This is a genomic window from Streptoalloteichus hindustanus, from assembly GCF_900129375.1.
Taxonomy (GTDB): domain Bacteria; phylum Actinomycetota; class Actinomycetes; order Mycobacteriales; family Pseudonocardiaceae; genus Streptoalloteichus; species Streptoalloteichus hindustanus.
In genome coordinates this window covers 663,828-680,040 of the sequence record NZ_FQVN01000004.1, presented here as the reverse complement: position 1 = coordinate 680,040, position 16,213 = coordinate 663,828, and the positions used below count along the sequence as shown (strand labels likewise).

Annotated in this window: 14 protein-coding genes; 8 read left to right on the top strand and 6 right to left on the bottom strand. The window is 72.8% G+C overall.

Annotation, left to right across the window (positions count from 1 at the left end):
* Positions 1-70: 70 nt before the first annotated feature.
* Entirely contained in the window at positions 71-673 is a 603-nt protein-coding gene (locus tag BUE43_RS15970; protein ID WP_083959718.1) for an AAA family ATPase, read from the bottom strand.
* Between the two features lie 342 nt (positions 674-1,015).
* Here BUE43_RS15970 and BUE43_RS15965 point away from each other — a divergent pair, with 342 nt between their 5' ends.
* On the top strand, positions 1,016-1,240 hold the full coding sequence (locus tag BUE43_RS15965) for a hypothetical protein (protein ID WP_143174183.1): 225 nt from the start codon (positions 1,016-1,018) through the stop codon (positions 1,238-1,240).
* 82 nt (positions 1,241-1,322) lie between these two features.
* The gene (locus tag BUE43_RS15960; protein WP_143174182.1) at positions 1,323-1,808 is read left to right on the top strand and encodes a hypothetical protein; all 486 of its coding nucleotides are present in this window, start codon (positions 1,323-1,325) and stop codon (positions 1,806-1,808) included.
* 496 nt (positions 1,809-2,304) lie between these two features.
* On the opposite strand, the gene dapA is transcribed toward BUE43_RS15960, so the two are convergent.
* Positions 2,305-3,213, bottom strand: coding sequence for a 4-hydroxy-tetrahydrodipicolinate synthase (dapA, locus tag BUE43_RS15950; protein WP_073483771.1), 909 nt, complete (start codon positions 3,211-3,213; stop codon positions 2,305-2,307).
* A gap of 73 nt (positions 3,214-3,286) precedes the next feature.
* Between dapA and BUE43_RS15945 the strand changes: the two genes are divergently transcribed.
* The 3 genes from BUE43_RS15945 (at position 3,287) to BUE43_RS15935 (ending at position 6,240) form a co-directional block, all read left to right on the top strand.
* Positions 3,287-4,204 (top strand): LysR family transcriptional regulator, encoded by a 918-nt coding sequence (locus BUE43_RS15945; protein ID WP_073483769.1) that lies wholly within the window; start codon positions 3,287-3,289, stop codon positions 4,202-4,204.
* Between the two features lie 377 nt (positions 4,205-4,581).
* Entirely contained in the window at positions 4,582-5,484 is a 903-nt protein-coding gene (locus BUE43_RS15940; protein WP_073483767.1) for a universal stress protein, read from the top strand.
* A 150-nt stretch (positions 5,485-5,634) separates the two neighbouring features.
* A complete protein-coding gene (locus BUE43_RS15935) occupies positions 5,635-6,240 on the top strand; it encodes a PEP/pyruvate-binding domain-containing protein (protein WP_073483765.1) in 606 nt (201 codons plus the stop codon).
* Between the two features lie 108 nt (positions 6,241-6,348).
* Here BUE43_RS15935 and BUE43_RS15930 read toward each other — a convergent pair whose 3' ends face one another.
* A complete protein-coding gene (locus BUE43_RS15930) occupies positions 6,349-7,668 on the bottom strand; it encodes a universal stress protein (RefSeq protein WP_073483763.1) in 1,320 nt (439 codons plus the stop codon).
* A gap of 185 nt (positions 7,669-7,853) precedes the next feature.
* Here BUE43_RS15930 and BUE43_RS15925 point away from each other — a divergent pair, with 185 nt between their 5' ends.
* Positions 7,854-8,507, top strand: coding sequence for a response regulator (locus BUE43_RS15925; RefSeq protein WP_073483761.1), 654 nt, complete (start codon positions 7,854-7,856; stop codon positions 8,505-8,507).
* Positions 8,508-8,518: 11 nt separating this feature from the next.
* Here BUE43_RS15925 and BUE43_RS15920 read toward each other — a convergent pair whose 3' ends face one another.
* Complete coding sequence (locus BUE43_RS15920) at positions 8,519-10,243, bottom strand: sensor histidine kinase (protein ID WP_073483759.1); 1,725 nt, start codon at positions 10,241-10,243, stop codon at positions 8,519-8,521.
* Between the two features lie 805 nt (positions 10,244-11,048).
* Between BUE43_RS15920 and BUE43_RS15915 the strand changes: the two genes are divergently transcribed.
* Both BUE43_RS15915 and BUE43_RS15910 read left to right on the top strand, forming a co-directional pair.
* Positions 11,049-11,669 carry a CBS domain-containing protein gene (locus BUE43_RS15915; protein WP_073483757.1) on the top strand — a complete coding sequence of 207 codons (621 nt, stop codon included), beginning with the start codon at positions 11,049-11,051 and terminating at the stop codon, positions 11,667-11,669.
* Positions 11,669-14,107, top strand: a complete 2,439-nt coding sequence (locus BUE43_RS15910; protein WP_073483755.1) for a phosphoketolase family protein — start codon at positions 11,669-11,671, stop codon at positions 14,105-14,107. Before BUE43_RS15915 ends, BUE43_RS15910 begins: the two co-directional genes overlap by 1 nt.
* Before the next feature lie 91 nt (positions 14,108-14,198).
* Here BUE43_RS15910 and BUE43_RS15905 read toward each other — a convergent pair whose 3' ends face one another.
* Both BUE43_RS15905 and BUE43_RS15900 read right to left on the bottom strand, forming a co-directional pair.
* The gene (locus BUE43_RS15905; RefSeq protein WP_073483753.1) at positions 14,199-15,122 is read right to left on the bottom strand and encodes a universal stress protein; all 924 of its coding nucleotides are present in this window, start codon (positions 15,120-15,122) and stop codon (positions 14,199-14,201) included.
* A complete protein-coding gene (locus BUE43_RS15900; RefSeq protein WP_073483751.1) occupies positions 15,119-16,213 on the bottom strand; it encodes a galactose-1-phosphate uridylyltransferase in 1,095 nt (364 codons plus the stop codon). The genes BUE43_RS15905 and BUE43_RS15900 overlap by 4 nt, the downstream gene beginning before the upstream one ends.

Here is a 16,213-nt window from a genome sequence, read left to right as displayed (position 1 = left end):
TCGGCGGCGTGATGGGCGTCAGACGGCCTGACGACGGCCTGAGGAGATCAACAAGATGCAAACGGCCTGGTCAGGGGTAGAGCGTGAACCAGATCTTCAGGTAGTGGTCGTGCTTGAACGGGACTTTCCCCCGGTCCGGGTCCTGGAGGTCAGTCCACATGCGCTCGGCCATGGGGAGCACGATCTGGGCGAGCTGGTCGTGCTCGTGTTCCTCGCTGATGCCCTTGGGCCAGGGCACGTGCTGGTGGGTGAGGACGTCGTCGGCGGAGTAGCAGTACTGCTGCACCGTGTCCCGGGCGATCGAGCACAGCGTGGGGGGATGCAGCTTGCGGGCGCCGATCGTCACGCGCATGTCGATTTTCAGCAGCTGCGCCAGCTTCGCGGTGGCCATGCGCGGACGGTCCATCCGGTCCTGGAAGCGGTGGCCGACGGCTTGGAACGCCAGGCTGTGTGCGGTCGAGCAGACGACGTTGCCCGGGAACCTGCGCTGTGCTTCCTGGGCGATCGACTTGTTGAACGCCAGATACCGGCCCCGTCGGCGGGACGCCGCGGCCAGCATCGTCAGTGTTGTGGTCTTCCCGGTCCCCGCGCCCGCTTGCAGGACGAGATCGTCGCCGCGGCGGAACGCCTCCACCGCAGCATCCTGTTCGGGGGTTGGGCGACGTAGGGGCATCGGCTCTCCTGCGAGGTAACCAACGGGTCGTCACACAATCACACAGAGGAACAACATCTCGCGGGATTTCGGTGAACGACCCACCGCTGTCGCTGGCACGTGTACGTGTCAGCGACTCCGCCCGCTGGAGGGTGTACTTGGCGGCTGCCAGCCGAAAGGGGTCCGCCTTCTGGTCGAATCCAGAAGGAGGATCATCGGCAGGACCGGTTGATCAGCCCGGTAAGTCCTGCTGGGGCGCGGCCAAGTAGTGGTGGGTTCGGGTCGACCTTGCCGCACGCTTCGTACACCACGAACAACCAGATTCACACGCGCGTTGAGTCCTTCCGCAACGGCACCACGATCGTGAACAACACGATTACCGACAAGAGCTACCGTTCGCGCTGGTACGGAGGGGAACACCAGAAGACCAGGACCGAGGGCCCCAAGACCGCCCGGAGAGTGCGGGTCACGGTGGACGTGGGCTGCGGGTACGGCACGTGGCACCGGTGGCGCACCGAGGGGTTCGGCGGCGGCATCCTCGACGGGCGGTCCGTGAGGTCCTGGGCCGTTCGGATCGACAGGGGGTGAGGACCTGATGTCGCTGGAGATCGCATCATGGTTGGCGCGAGTGACCCGCAGCTCGGTCAGCGCGACCGCGAGGTGCGATGTGGTGGGGGAGGACGGCTCCGTGCGGGAGCGGTCCGAGCACGTGCTGGAAGCCGACGACCTGCTGCGCTGGTCCTACACGGCACGCGGAGGTGGGGACGAACTGCTCCAGTCCTGCGACGGCGAGGAACTGGTGCACTCCGAGCACGGCCGCACGACCCGAACGCCGCTACCAACCCCGAGCGCCTCCCCGGACGATCCGCTGTACTTCTACTCCTGGCCGGGCGTGGTCGACGCCTGGCTGGTGGAGATGGTGCGCCCGGTCGATCTGCTCGCCCGTGTGACGGTGTCCAGCATCTCTGGTGACACACCGGTGCGAATCACCGCGCGGCCCCTGGGCAACGAGCGCTCCCCCTACAACGGGTTCTCGGTCCCGGACGGGCGCCTGCTGGCCATGGTGCTCGACGTCGAGCGCGGCTGCTTCACCGACGTCACCGTCACCCGTCCCGGCCACGACATGCTGACCTTCACGTTGACCCGCCTGCCGTAACCCGCGCAGCACTTCCTCGCAGGGGCGTCCTCGGCTGTGGTCGTGGTGATATTCGCGGGGGTGTGGGTATCTGCGAGACACCACCGAGGGGAGGACCCGCCCTGGGGTGGGTGGAAGCACCCGGAGTGCGAAGTCCGGGCGGGTGCGCTCAACCACGCCGATCTGGACCCGGTGCTCGATCAGGTCGGCCGGATTCCGTGGCGCTGCCCCCGCGCCGTTCAGGTCTTCCTGATGGACCAGGAGCAGATGTTCTTCCGGCTGTGGATGTTCCGTGATGGACGCCTGCGGCAGTACGCGCCGACCTCACCCACTGAGAGCGATCCGGACTTCGACCCGCCCGACCTGTGACAGGAGGTCCTGCCTGGTGCGTCCGCAGAAACATATGGGCGCACCAAGTGCGAATCACATGTCTAACGACCGATCGTGTGCATTGTCCACAGATTCTGCTCGCGTGAATGGCGAACCGGTCTCGCGCACATACGCGGCGTGAGGGGCGTCAGGCTGGCACGGTGAGGGTGGTCAGGGCGTTGGTGAGCTGCTGACGGTGGTGGTGCGGCGCTTCGAGGAGCGGGAGGCGCACCGTCGCGTGGGGGATGATCCCGAGTTCGGCCAGGGCGGCCTTGGCCATGACGGCCGCGGGGGAGGTTCGCATGACGGCTTCCACCAGGGGGATCAGTGAGACGTGGATCGACCGCGCCGTGTCGAGATCGCCGTCGCGGACCGCGTGGATCAGCGCGGCGTTGCGGTCGGCGACGATGTTGCCCACGGCGCTGACCACGCCGGTGGCGCCGGAGGCGAGGTAGGGCAGGTTGAGCTCGTCGATGCCGCAGTAGTAGGCCAGGGACGTGCTGGCCATGACCGACATCGCTTCGAACAGGTCGCCCTTGGCGTCCTTGACCGCCCGGATGCGCGGGTGGTCGGCGAGTTCGACCAGGGTCGGCGCTTCCATGGCGATGCCCGCGCGTGCGGGGATGTCGTAGAGCATCACGGGCAGCTCGGTGGCGTCGGCCACCGCCAGGCAGTGCGCCACCACTCCGGCCTGGGTCGGCTTGGAGTAGTAGGGGCAGACCAGCAGCAGGGCGTCCGCTCCCGCGGCCTCGACCTGGCGGGCGCGGCGGATGCTGGCGGCGGTGTCGTAGGTGCCGACACCGGCGATCACCCGGGCTCGGCCCTGTACCTGGGTTGCCACCGCGCGGACCAGGCGGGTCAGCTCGGCGTCGGTCAGGGTGGGCGCCTCGCCGGTGGTGCCCCCGACGACGATGCCGTCGCACCCCCTGGCCAGCAGGTGGTCGACGAGGCTGACGAGCCCGGGCTCGCTGATCGCGCCGTCGGGCTGCAGGGGGGTCACCATGGCGACCAGGTTGGAGCCGAAGAGGAGCTCGGCCGGGTGCTGCGGATCGGTCATGAAGTGATCGTGTCCGGTGCCGACCGGTGTGGTCCAGCGATGCTTTTTCACCGGTATTGCATAGTCTGGCTTCATGGTCGAGATCGGGGCTCTGCGGGCGTTGCGGTCGGTGGCCGCGCTGGGGACGTTGGCGCGGGCGGCCGAGGAGCTCGGGTTCACGCCCTCGGCGGTGTCGCAGCAGATCAAACGGTTGGAGCGCCAGATCGGGGTGCCCGTGCTCGCGCCGGCGGGGCGCGGGGTGGTGCTCACCCCGGCCGGGCAGGCCATCGTGGACGCGGCGCCCGAGGTGTTCCAGGCGCTGGAGCGCTGCGCCGAGGCGGCCCGGTCGGTCGCGGAGGGCGCTCCGCGCGGCACGCTCCGCGTGGTCGCCTTCTCGACAGGGATTCGCGGGCTGCTCGCGCCGATGATCCCGCGACTGTCGGCGCGCTGTCCTGACCTGCGGCTGCACATCACGGAGCAGGACCCCGAGCAGGCCCTGCACAGCATCCACAGCGGCGCGGCCGATCTCGCGCTCGTCCACGACGCCGACGGGCTGCCGGCCCCGCTGCCCGTGCCCCTGGCCCAGCACCACGTCCACACCGACATCGGCGACGTCGTGATGCGGCGAACCCATCCGCTCGCGCGGCTCGACCGGCCGTTGACCAGCGCCGACCTCGCCGGCCAGACGTGGGTGACCAGCCCGCCCGGCACGGTGTGCCACCAGTGGTTCCGGCGGCTGGTCGCCGACGTGCCCGACGACCCCGACGTGCGCCACCTGGTCGACGACTTCTCCACCCAGTTGTCACTGGTGCGCGCGAACCAGGTCATCGCCCTGGTTCCCCGCCTCGCCCGCCCGCCCCTGGGGGAGGGGCTCGTCTCCCGACCGCTGGGGCGACCGCCGAAACGCGAGATCCACGCGGCGTGGCGGCGCAGCGCCGACGCCAGCCCCGCGATCCAGGCGGTGCTCGCCGAACTGGGCCGCACGGACACCCCGACGTCATCACCTGACTGAACACTCGCCGCTCGACACGTCGTTCTCCCAGGGCCGCCGAGCTGATGGAGACCCGTGCCCAGCGCCTCGCCCGCTGTGTCGTCCGCGTAGCGTTCCCAGCTCAGCACACCGCCCCAGATTCCCGGCGCCCTGCGCTCCGCCAGTCCCGTCAACCTGCGGAAACGGCGTCCGGCGGCGCGCCCTCGCGGCGGCTGGGACGCGGGGTCCTTCGTCCCTGGGGGTTGCTGACTTTCGCCGGCGTTTGTCCGGTGGGGACGCGCCTACCGTGCTGGTTAGTGACGTAGTGGTCTGATGACACGTTGTCGGCCCGCCCATCCATCCGGGGCACGCCACCGTCCATTTCGGACTCAAGAAGCGCCAATTCCCTGGAGGACGCCATGAACGAGCAGTACGACGGCGCGGTGGTCGCGGGAATCTCCGGTGTCGGGGACGACGACGCGAAGGTGGTGGCGTGGGCCGCCGCGGAGGCGGCGCGCCGGCAGGTTCGCTTGTGCCTGCTGCACGCCTACGTGCCCATGCCCTACGAGATCCCGTTGACCCTGGGCGGTTATGTTCCGCCCGCCAACGACCTGTCGGTGCGCGCGGCCGGGCGGGCCGCGCTCGACGCGGCGGCCGCTCAGGCCCGCGCGGCCCACCCGGACCTGGCCGTGAACACCGTTCTGGCCACCGGCCGCCCCGACCTCGTGTTGGGGACGGCGTCCCGGCACGCGGCGTTGTTGGTTCTCGGCAGCAGTCCGCACAGCGCGTTCGCGGAGACGGTCCTCGGTTGTCTGGCCACGGAGATGAGCGTCGCCGCGACCTGCCCGGTCGTGGCGGTGCCCCTGGGTGACACCCCGGTCCGGCCGGGCGGCCCGGTGACGGTGGGGATCGACGACGACGCCGCGGCCCCGGCGGTGCTGGAGTTCGCCTTCGCCGAGGCGGAGCGTCGGCAGGCCCCGTTGCACGTGGTGCACTGCTGGCCGCGTCGGGACGCGGGCGGGGACTGGGACGGCCAGCGGGCGGCCCAGCACCACCTCAACCAGGTCGCCGTCGACGTGTCCCTCCGGTGGCCCCAGGTGTCGATGTGGGTGTCGATCGTCGCGGCGGACGCCCTCACCGAGCTGCGGCGTCGCGCCGAGACGTCCGCGCTGCTGGTCGTGGGCACCCACGGGCGGCGCCGGCTGGGCGCGCTGGTGCTCGGCTCGGTGAGTCGGGCGCTGCTGCGCTCGGCCGCGTGCCCGGTGGCCGTCGTGCGGCCCGCCACGGCGATGGTCCCGGCCACTCCGGTCGGCCAGAACTGAGGGCTTTCGGCCCAGCGCGGGCGCAGCTCACGGGGCCGGCGTCGCGGGCCTGCCCGTCGACCGCGTCCCGGGCGCCCGCGCTGGGCCACAGCCCGGATCTGTTCCACCGTCCAGCGCCGCGTGCGCGGCGATGTCGCAAGGGAGTGCGAGATGAGCTTCGTCCGGCGGTTCGACCAGCTCTGTCCGACCGAAGAGGGCAACATCGGGAGCACCGCGGTGTGGTTGGCGCACCTGGCCTCGGCCGGGGCGCGATTACCGACCGGTTTCGTCGTGTCGGGAGAGGCGTACCTGCGGTCGATGAGTGATGCCGGAGTGCGTGACGAGTTGCGGCGCACCGTGCACGACGCGCTCACGCTCGTCGACCACTCCGAGCAGCTCGCCCTGCACTGCCGGCAGTTGCGCGAGCTGGTCCACGCGGCAGGCGTCGCTCCCGCCGTCGAAGCGGCGGCGCGACAGGCCTATCGGGAGATGGACTGGCGCGGGTCGGCGCTCGTCCTGGCCTCGACGACGGATGGGGACACCAGCGCGGTGGGCGCCCTGGTGGTGGTGTCGGACGAAACCGAGCTGGAGTGGGCGCTGTCCGCGGCCTGGGCCGGCCTGTTCACTCCACGCAACCTCGCCGAGCGCGCCCTCCGCGACGTTCGGGGGGAGCCGGTGCTGGCTGCCGTCGTGCTCGCGGTGGGACGGCCCGGGAAACCGGCCGCAACCGGCGACACGAGCCACTTCCGCGCGGACCACCTGGTCACGGCCGGCTGAACCCGTCCAGGGTCCGACCCCTGATCGACAGGCGAAACGCCCTCACCCCGGTCGAGTCCCTTCGACCGGGGTGAGGGCGTGGAATCGCTCGTAGCTCCGGGGCGTCACCTAGACGGACGCGGAGGGTGGGACCACGACGACGGGGCAGTGGGCGTGCCGCACGCTGTAGTCGCTGGTGGAGCCCAGCAGAGCCGACATCACGCGCCCGTGGCCGTGGCTGCCCACCACCAGCATCGCGGCGTCCTCGGCGAGCGCGCACAGCACCGGGCCGGGCTCGCCGTGGGCCACGACCTGGTCGGGGGAAACCCGTCGGGCCACATCTCCCGCCTGCTCGACGGCGGAGGCGAGCACGGTGTGGTGTCGCTCGTCCAGCGCGTTGTCGGTGCTGGTCACGGGCAGGGGGACGGACGAGGGGAGCACGGGCGAGACCGGGCAGACCGAGACCACGCGGACCTGCGCGCCGGTCCGCTCCGCGTGGTGCAACGTCCAGCGCAGGGCGGCGAGGCCGCAGGGGGAGTCGTCGACCCCCACGACCAGCGTCCTGCGCCGCGTGGCGTTCCGCCGGCGCGTGCTCGGGCCGGGTTCGGCGGACCCCGCCGGCGGGTGGGCGAGCAGGGCCAGCACGTCGGCGGTGGTCAGGATGCCCACGACCTGGTCGCCGTCGGTGACGAGCAGGCCGTCGCCGTCGGTGTCGCGCATCTGGCTCGCGGCCTGGCCCAGCGTGGAGTTCGCGGGGACGTGGGGGAGTGGGCGCTGGGCCACCTGCGCGGCCGTGGCGGTGGGGCCGGAGAGCGAGCGGTCCGCGGTGAGCCGCCACAGCGCGTCCGCCTCGGACAGCAGGCCGGTGCACACGCCCTCGTCGACGACCGGCAGGTGCCGGACCGCGCACGACGCCATGAGACGCAGCGCGTCGGGCAGGGGCGTGTCGGGCCGCACGGCGAGCACGAACCGGCTCATGACCGCCGACACGGCGGTGTCCTGGACCGGTGGCGTCGAGGGCGCGGCAGGGGACTCGACGGCGGAGGTGGTGGCGGTGGCGGGTTCGGGCTGGGGTGGCACTACCGCGACGGGGCAGGCCGCCTCGCGCAGGCAGTGGGCGGTGACCGACGTGGTCCACCGCCGCTGGGGGTGGCCGCCCAGGACGAGCAGGCGGGCCGAGCGGGCCTGCTCGACCAGCTCCACCGCCGGGCGCCCGGCCAGCACGACGTGGCTGACCCGGGCCGTGAGCACCTCGGGCGGGAGGGCGGCGGTGGCGCGGGACAGCCGCTCGGCGCCCTGCCGCGTCGCCTCCCGCCCGTCCTCGGGGTGGACGAGGACCGCGCGGAGCGGGGCGTCCAGCGACTCGGCCTCCCGCGCCGCCCACGTCAGCGCGGCAACACTGGGCGGGGACCCGTCGACACCGACAACGACCAGCTCTGACCTGTTCATGACCTACCGCCTCCGGCTCTCCTGGGCAACCAGCATCGCCCCGGAGCGCCGCCCGCGGCAGGGCATGACGACCCGGCCACCCAGGAGGGAGGACCCTGTCCCGCCGGAGGCCCCGACAGGGACTTTCGGCCCGGGTCAGCAGGAGTGCGAACGCGTAGGTTCTGACAGGAGAAGGGTGGTGGCGGATGGGCATCCGAGTGTTCCTGGTCGACGACCACGAGATCGTGCGGCGCGGGATCGCCGATCTCCTCGATTCGGATGCGGGTCTCGCCGTGGCCGGAGAAGCCGCTTCGGTGGCGGAGGCGTTGGCCCGGGTGCCGGCGACGCGGCCGGATGTGGCCGTGCTCGACGTGCGGCTGCCGGACGGCAACGGGGTGGAGTTGTGCCGGGAGCTGCGGTCGCAGCTTCCGGAGCTGCGGTGTCTGATGTTGACGTCGTTCGCCGACGACGAAGCTCTGCTGGACGCGATCATGGCTGGCGCGTCGGGTTTCGTGCTCAAGCAGGTGTTGGGCGGCGACCTGGTGGCGGCGATCCGCACCGTCGGGGCCGGGCAGTCCCTGCTGGACACCCGGACGACCTCGGCGTTGCTGGCCCGGCTGCGTCGCGACCAGGAGCGCGCGGACCCGTTGCGGGAGCTGACCGAGCAGGAGCGGACGGTCCTGGATCTGATCGGTGAGGGGCTGACGAACCGGCAGATCGCGGAGCGGATGTTCCTGGCGGAGAAGACGGTGAAGAACTACGTGTCGCACCTGTTGGCGAAGCTGGGGATGCAGCGCCGGACGCAGGTCGCGGTGCTGGCCACCGAGATGCGTCGGGAAAGCTCAGGCCGACGGCGGTGAACCCGTCGCCGTCATCGACCCGACGTGAGCGGTGCGCGCCAGCGCAGGACGGTGCCTCCGCCGGGTTCGGCCTGGACGACGAGGGACCCGCCGACCTCGTTCGCGCGGTTCTCCAGGTTCCGCAGACCGCTGCGGGCCACCTCGGGGTCGATGCCCACGCCGTCGTCGGCGACCTCCAGCACGAGGTCGTTGGCCGCGTCGACGGTCACGACCACCTGGCTGCCGCCGGAGTGGCGGACGGCGTTGCTGACCGCCTCGCGCAGCACCGCCACCGTGTGTTCGGCCAGCTCGGCCTCGACCAGCGTGTCGATCGGGCCGGACAGCCGCACGGAGGAGGACAGCGCGGTGTTCGCGGTGGCTTCGGCGACGATGTCCAGCAGCCTCCGCCGCAGTTCGGAGTTGACCTCCTCCTCGTGGGTGTGCAGGTCGAAGATCGAGGTGCGGATCTCGCGCACGGTCTGGTCCAGTTGTTCGACCGCGTCGCGGACCCGCCGGCGGATCTCCCCGTCGGTGGTGCGGTGCATGGTGCTCTGCAGGCCCAGGCCGGTGGCGAACAGTCGCTGGATGACGTGGTCGTGCAGGTCGCGGGCGATGCGGTCACGGTCGGTGAAGACGGCGAGTTGGCGTTGCGCCTGGTTCTTGGCCGCGAGTTCGAGCGCGAGCGCGGCCTGGTCGGCGAAGGAGGACAACAGGGGAACCTCGTGGGGCAGGAAGGGCTCGGCGCCCTTGCCGCGCAGGGCGAGCACGACGCCCGTGGTGCGGTCGCCCGCGCGGAGCGGGACCGCGACGAGCGGGCCGACCTCCGGCAACGTGCGTCGGATCTCCCCGATCTCCTCGTCGCCCCGCCCGGCGGCCAGCACCGGCGCGCCCTGCCGCAGGGCCTGCCCCACCACCGGCTCCTCCGCGGTCAGCCGGAGGCCCTGCGCCGCCGCGGCCTGCCCGGCCGCCGCGGAGACCACGAGGTCAGGGCCGTCGGAGTCGACGCGGAGCACGATCAGCGCGCCGTCGGCCTCGGCCAGTTCCAGTGACCGCTGGGCGATCAGCCGCAGCGCGTCGGCGGAGCCCGCGCCGGACAGCAGCTCGGTGGTGATCTCCCCGGCCGCCTCCAGCCAGCGTTGCCGCAGCTTGGCCTGCTCGAACAGCCGGGCGTTGTCCACCGCGATGCCGGCGGCGGCGGCCAGGGCCTGGATGACGACCTCGTCGTCGGCGGTGAAGGTCCCGCCGTCCCGCTTCTCGCTCAGGTAGAGGTTGCCGAACACCTCGTCGCGCACCCGGACCGGGACGCCGAGGAAGGTGCGCATCGGCGGGTGGTTCGCGGGGAAGCCGACCGACGCCGGGTGCTGGGTCAGGTCCTCCAGGCGCAGGGGGTGGGGATCGCGGATCAGCTGGCCGAGCAGGCCCCTGCCCTCGGGCAGGTGGCCCATGCGGGCCCTGGTCTCGGCGTCGATGCCCACGTACACGAACCGGGACAGCGTCGGGCCGCTGCCCAGGACACCCAGGGCGGCGTAGCGGGCGTCGGCGAGGTCGGCCGCGGCGGTGGCGATCCGCTGCAGGGTGGTGTCCAGGTCCAGCCCGGTGGCCACGGCGAGGATCGCGTCGAGCAGGCCCTGGAGCCGGTCCCGGGTGCGCACGATCTCGCTCAGCCGCTCCTGGACCTGGCCGAGCAGCTCGTCCAGCCGCAGCCCGGACAACGAGATTCCCACGCCGGCGGGTGCGCCCCGGCTCTCTTCCGCCATGCGTGCCTCTCCCTCCGGCTGGAGTGCTTTCAGGCTGTCATCGCCGGGTCATCGGAGGCAACGGCCGACACGGTGGAGCGGCAGTGCCCGGCCGGATGGGGACTTTCGCCCGTGGGCCGGGCCCCGGACCAGGGGCGACGCTGGATCGTACAACGTTCGGCACCCCATCCGGCCTGCTCGTCAAGCAGGAGTGAGGTTCGCCATGAGGGCGGTTCCCGAGGTGCAGGGGCTGCGGCCCGGCCGGGTCGAGGCGGCGTTCGCGGCCGTCGGGGCGGCCTCCGCCATCCACAGCGCCCCACCCCGGCGGTCCCGGGTCAGGGCTGAGGGCTCCGCGCCGCCCGCTGGCCGGACGCGCCCGCTGCCGGCGACCGATCGGGAGGACCGGGAGCTGTGGCCGACCCACCGGCTCCCGTTTCTCGAACAGCCCGTAACTCCTGGCCACCGCCAGGCGTTGGTGCGGACCGCGCGGGCGGAGCGGTCCTGGCCGCACGTGGTGGACGGTCCGGAGGCAGCGGGCTCGGTTGCGGGTGTTGGCGACCTGGGGCCACGAGGCCCTGTGCTCCGAACCGGGATGTCGAGGTGCCGAGACGTCCGGTCGCCGACCCGCTGGTGCGGTACAGCACGGTCGGCTGAGCCGGACACCGGGGCGGGAGCGTGAACCACCCCTGCCGCTCCCGCCCCTCCCCACCTCCTAGACCACCGCTCCCACATCACCGCCTGTCACGCCGGGCAGTGCCGGGGCCACGGACAGCACGGCCGACAGCGGGCACGCGCTGACAGGACCACCGACAACCAGGAGAACAGGATGCGCGCCAAGGACGTCATGACCAGTCCAGTCATCACCGTGAGCCCGGCGACACCCGTCAAGGCCGCGGCCGCGCTGCTCGCCGCACACGGCCTCACCGCGCTGCCCGTCGTGGACGACGACGAGCGCCTCGTCGGCATCGTCAGCGAGGCCGACGTGGTCCGCGACCGGATCCCGCCCGACCCCCGGACCCGCCTGTACCGCGACACGTCGCCGAGCTCGCCGGCCCCGCCCACGGTCGGCGAGGTCATGACCACCCCGGTCTCGGCCGTGCCCGCGGGGGCCGACCTCGCCGACGTCGCGTCGATGATGCTGAGCGAGGGCATCCGCAGCGTTCCCGTCGTCGGGGGCCCGCGCCTCGTGGGCATTGTCACCCGCCGGGACCTGGTGCGGGTCCTGGCCAGGGACGACGCCGCGATCGCCGCTGACGTGCGCCACAGGCTGGAGATTTACGGTGGTTTCGACCGGTGGACCGTGCGGGTCGAGCACGGTGTGGTCACCATCGAGGACGAGTTCGACGACCCCTCCGACCAGCGGGTGGCCCGGACGCTGGCGCTGGCCGTCCCCGGGGCGCAGGACGTGCGGACGCCGGCGCGGCAGCTCGCGGAGGGACGGAGCTGATGGAGACCACGACGAACACCGACAGGACCGCCCACACCACCCCCTCGGCCGGGGCGGCCCCCGTTGCCCGTGAGGACGAGTTGCGGCAGGTGGACGCCTACTGGCGGGCGGCGAACTACCTCTCGGTCGGTCAGATCTACCTCATGGACAACCCGCTGCTCACCGAGCCGTTGCGCGTCGAGCACGTCAAGCCGCGCCTGCTCGGCCACTGGGGGACCACTCCCGGTCTCAACCTCGTGCTCGCCCATCTCAACCGGGTGATCAATGCCAGGGGCGCCGAGGTGCTCTACGTCCTCGGGCCGGGCCACGGCGGGCCGGCCGCGCTGGCCACCGCCTGGCTGGACGGCACCTACGGCGAGGTGTACCCGGCGGTGGGGCAGGACCTCGACGGCATGCGGACGCTGTTCCGCCAGTTCTCCTTCCCCGGAGGGGTGCCCAGCCACGTCGCCCCCGAGACGCCCGGCTCGATCCACGAGGGCGGCGAGCTGGGGTACGCGCTGACCCACGCCTACGGCGCCGCCTTCGACAACCCCGACCTCGTGGTGGCCTGCGTCATCGGGGACGGCGAGGCCGAGACCGGGCCGCTGGCGGCGAGCTGGCACGCCAACAAGGTGCTCGACCCGGTCAGGGACGGCGCCGTGCTGCCGATCCTGCACCTCAACGGGTACAAGATCGCCAACCCGGCCGTGTTGGCCCGCGTCCCCGAGTCCGAGCTGGTCGACCTGCTGCGCGGCTACGGCCACGACCCGCTGTTCGTCTCCGGCGACGACCCGGCCGTGGTGCACCGGCGGATGGCCGAGGTCATGGACACCGCCTTCGACCGGATCGGCGAGATCCAGCGCGCCGCCCGCGAGGACGGCGCCCGGCGGCGCCCGCGCTGGCCGGTGGTCGTGCTGCGCACGCCCAAGGGCTGGACCGGGCCGCACGTGGTGGACGGCGTCCCGGTCGAGGGCACCTGGCGGGCGCACCAGGTGCCGCTGCACCAGGTGCGGGAGGACCCGGAGCACCTGGCGATGCTGGAGTCCTGGATGCGCGGCTACCGGCCCGAGGAGCTGTTCGACGCGACCGGCCGGCCGCGCGAGCTCGTGACCGCCCTGGCGCCGCGGGGGACCGCCCGGATGAGCGCCTCTCCCCACGCCAACGGCGGTCTCCTCCTGCGCGACCTGCGGCTGCCCGACTTCCGCGACTTCGCCGTCGACGTGCCCGAGCCGGCGGTGGGCCGGAGCGAGCCGACCCGGGTGCTGGGCGGCTGGCTGCGCGAGGTGATGCGGGCCAACCAGGACAACTTCCGGCTGTTCGGCCCGGACGAGACGGCCTCCAACCGGCTCGACGCGGTCTTCGAGGTGACCGACCGGGCGTGGACCGCCGCGGTGCTGCCCACCGACGAGCACCTGTCCCCGGACGGCCGGGTGGTGGAGGTGCTGTCGGAGCACCTGTGCCAGGGATGGCTGGAGGGCTACCTGTTGACCGGCCGGCACGGCCTGTTCAACTGCTACGAGGCGTTCATCCACATCATCGACGCGATGTTCAACCAGCACGCCAAGTGGCTGAAGGTGGCGCGCCAGCTCCCGTGGCGCCGCCCGATCGCCTCCCTCAACTACCTGCTGACCTCGCACGTGTGGCGGCAGGACCACAACGGCTTCTCCCACCAGGACCCCGGTTTCCTCGACCACGTCGTGAACAAGAAGGCCGAGGTCGTCCGGGTGTACCTGCCGCCGGACGCGAACACCCTGCTGTCCACAGTGGACCACTGCCTGCGGTCGCGGGACTACGTCAACGTCGTCGTGGCCGGCAAGCAACCCACGCTCAACCTGTTCCCGATGCCCCAGGCGATCCGGCACTGCACCAGGGGCGCCGGAATCCTGGAGTGGGCCAGCGGCGACCAGGGCCGGGAGCCCGACGTCGTTTTGGCCTGCGCCGGCGACGTGCCCACCCTGGAGGTGCTGGCCGCGGCGGCGATCCTGCGGGAGGAGCTGCCCGAACTGGCGGTGCGGGTGGTCAACGTGGTCGACCTGATGCGGCTGCAACCACCCACCGAGCACCCGCACGGCATGACCGACGCCGAGTTCGACGCCCTGTTCACCGTGGACCGGCCCGTCATCTTCGCGTTCCACGGCTACCCGTGGCTGATCCACCGGCTGGCCTACCGCCGGCACGGCCACCCGAACCTGCACGTGCGCGGGTACAAGGAGGAGGGCACCACCACCACGCCGTTCGACATGGTCATGCTCAACGACCTCGACCGGTTCCGGCTGGTGGTCGACGCGATCGACCGGGTGCCCGGGCTGCCCGGGCGTGCGGCGCACCTGCGCCAGCGGATGCTCGACGAGCGCCTGCGCTGCCGGGCGTACACGCGTGAGCACGGGGAGGACCCGTCCGACATCCGCGACTGGCGGTGGCCGCACGCCGCCGGTGTCCCCGCCGAGCCATCGGCGTGATCGACTCCTCCGACTCCTCTCGGCACGGCTGCGGGGGACGACAGGTCCAGGACTGTCGTCCCCCGCAGCCGAGGATCGCCCGGTCGAGCGCTCAGGTCGTCGCGGGCGGCGGAGCCACCACGACCGGGCATCCCGGGCGCGCGAGGAGCAGGTCGACCAGGTGCAGCGGCCACGAGGGGTGGCGTGGGCGGCCGAGCACCAGCAGCCGGGCGCCGAGGGCGGCCTGCCGCAGCACCTCGGGCAGCGGACCCCGGAACGCGGCCCGGCGGACGGGCACCTCCGGGTACCGGTGCCGGCCCGGTTCGACGGCCGCCTGGAGCAGGGCGTGGTCGGCAGGGAACGGGACGACGCCGACCTCCAGGGTCCGCTCGTCCACCGTCACCCCCTCGACCTCCCCGTGCTCGCGCTGGACGTGCACCACGGCGAGAGGGCAGTCGTGGACGGCGGCCTCCGCGTAGGCCAGCTCGACGACGCCGGCGCTGGCCGCACCGGTGTCCACGGCGGCGACGACGTGCCCGGCGAACGGCCCCCTCCCCGTGTCCGCCGCGCCCGGCCCGAGCGCGGCCACCGCGCACGGCGCGTGCGCCAGCAGAAAGCTGGACGTGGAGCCGAGAAGTCGCGCGGCGACCCGGTGTCTGCTGTGCGGCGCGAGCACCAGGAGGTCGCCGGGGAGGGCGGCCGCGCTCAGCGCTGGGCCGGGCTGGCCCCGGAGCAACTCACCCCGCACCGTCAACCCGGGATGTGACGACTCGACCTCGCCCACGAGCGCCTTCAGCATCGCCTCGGCGGTGGGGGAGGGCCGCTGTTCGGGCCGCTGTTCGGCGGTGGCGACGGGAAGCACGGCCCCGTCCGGCGCGCAGGACACCTCGGGTGTGCCCCGCACACAGTGGCGCACGACCAGCGGGACGCGGTGGGCCGCTGCCTCCTCGGTCGCCCAGTCCAGCGCACGCCTGTCGTCGACACCACCCACACCGACCACCACGCGGTCGACGGGCTTCGGGCCGTCGGGGCTCATCGCGGTGCTCCCGTGGGTCTCGGGGCGGCGAGCGCGTCGCGCGGGCCGGTGCGCGCAGGCGTGGGCGCGGGTGGTGCCGCGGCGCGGAGTCGGGTCACCGCCTCCTCCGGGGAGAGGGTGAGGACCGGCACGCCGGTGGCCAGCTCGAAGCCCGCGAGGGTGGTCAGTCGGGGCACGATCCGGATCTGCCAGGACAGGTAGTCCGCCCCCTCCCAGCCGCGGGGGGCGGTGTCCACGACCAGGTTGTAGGGCGGGTCGTCGAACGCCGTGCGCAGTGCCGCGAGCGCCTGGCGCAGGCACGCCGCGATGTCGGCGAGCTCGCTGTCCGGGACGGTGGTGACGTCGGCCCGGGGAGTTCGCGGTTGGAGCCACAGCTCGGCGTTGGACGTGCCGGCGAAGGGCGCCAGGACGACGACGTCGGGGGTCTCCAGCAGGATTCGCCGTCCGTCGGCCAGCTCGCGGTCCAGGACGTCGGAGCCGAGCGGGCGGCCGGTGCGGCGGTGATGCTCGCGGGCGGCGTGGATTCGCCGCCGCGTGTGGGCCGGCAGGACGGGCAGGGACACGACCTGCGAGTGCGGGTGGCTCAACGAGGTGCCGGAGGCGGCGCCGTGGTTGCGGAACAGCACGACCTGGGCGGAGCGGGCGCGCAGGGCACGCGCCCGCTCGCGCCACGTCAGCAGGACGTCGAGGACCTCGTCGTCGCCGGCCGTGGCGAGGTCCCAGTCGTGGCGCGGCGACTCGATCACCACCTCGTGGTGGCCGCGCCCGGCGCGTCGGCGGAAGCCGCCGTGCCCCGACGACAGCAGCGGCGGCGGCGTCGTCGTCGGCGGCGGTGGCGTTGTCGTCGCGTCGGGTGCCGCGATGGGGTAGCGGTTCGGGACGACCCGCACGCGCCAGCCCTGCCCGTCCGACAGCCGCCAGATCTCGGCGGGGGTGTCCTCGGTGGGGCCCGGGCAGAAGGGGCAGCCCGCCCCGCCCGCGTCGTGGGGGCGGCGGGTGCGGTCGGCGGCGACCACCACCCAGTCCCGGCGCGCGGGGTCCCAGCGCAGTTCGGCGCCGGACGCCGGGCCGGAGGTCGTCGCGGGGTCCAC

Bases quoted from the DNA above. Each gene is read 5' to 3' on its own strand.
- BUE43_RS15925 (WP_073483761.1), top strand. From the start codon at position 7,854: ATGGGCATCCGAGTGTTCCTGGTCGACGACCACGAGATCGTGCGGCGC.
- BUE43_RS15940 (WP_073483767.1), top strand. From the start codon at position 4,582: ATGAACGAGCAGTACGACGGCGCGGTGGTCGCGGGAATCTCCGGTGTC.
- BUE43_RS15935 (WP_073483765.1), top strand. From the start codon at position 5,635: ATGAGCTTCGTCCGGCGGTTCGACCAGCTCTGTCCGACCGAAGAGGGC.
- BUE43_RS15930 (WP_073483763.1), bottom strand. From the start codon at position 7,668: ATGAACAGGTCAGAGCTGGTCGTTGTCGGTGTCGACGGGTCCCCGCCC.
- BUE43_RS15920 (WP_073483759.1), bottom strand. From the start codon at position 10,243: ATGGCGGAAGAGAGCCGGGGCGCACCCGCCGGCGTGGGAATCTCGTTG.
- BUE43_RS15910 (WP_073483755.1), top strand. From the start codon at position 11,669: ATGGAGACCACGACGAACACCGACAGGACCGCCCACACCACCCCCTCG.
- BUE43_RS15905 (WP_073483753.1), bottom strand. From the start codon at position 15,122: ATGAGCCCCGACGGCCCGAAGCCCGTCGACCGCGTGGTGGTCGGTGTG.
- dapA (WP_073483771.1), bottom strand. From the start codon at position 3,213: ATGACCGATCCGCAGCACCCGGCCGAGCTCCTCTTCGGCTCCAACCTG.
- BUE43_RS15970 (WP_083959718.1), bottom strand. From the start codon at position 673: ATGCCCCTACGTCGCCCAACCCCCGAACAGGATGCTGCGGTGGAGGCG.
- BUE43_RS15945 (WP_073483769.1), top strand. From the start codon at position 3,287: ATGGTCGAGATCGGGGCTCTGCGGGCGTTGCGGTCGGTGGCCGCGCTG.
- BUE43_RS15915 (WP_073483757.1), top strand. From the start codon at position 11,049: ATGCGCGCCAAGGACGTCATGACCAGTCCAGTCATCACCGTGAGCCCG.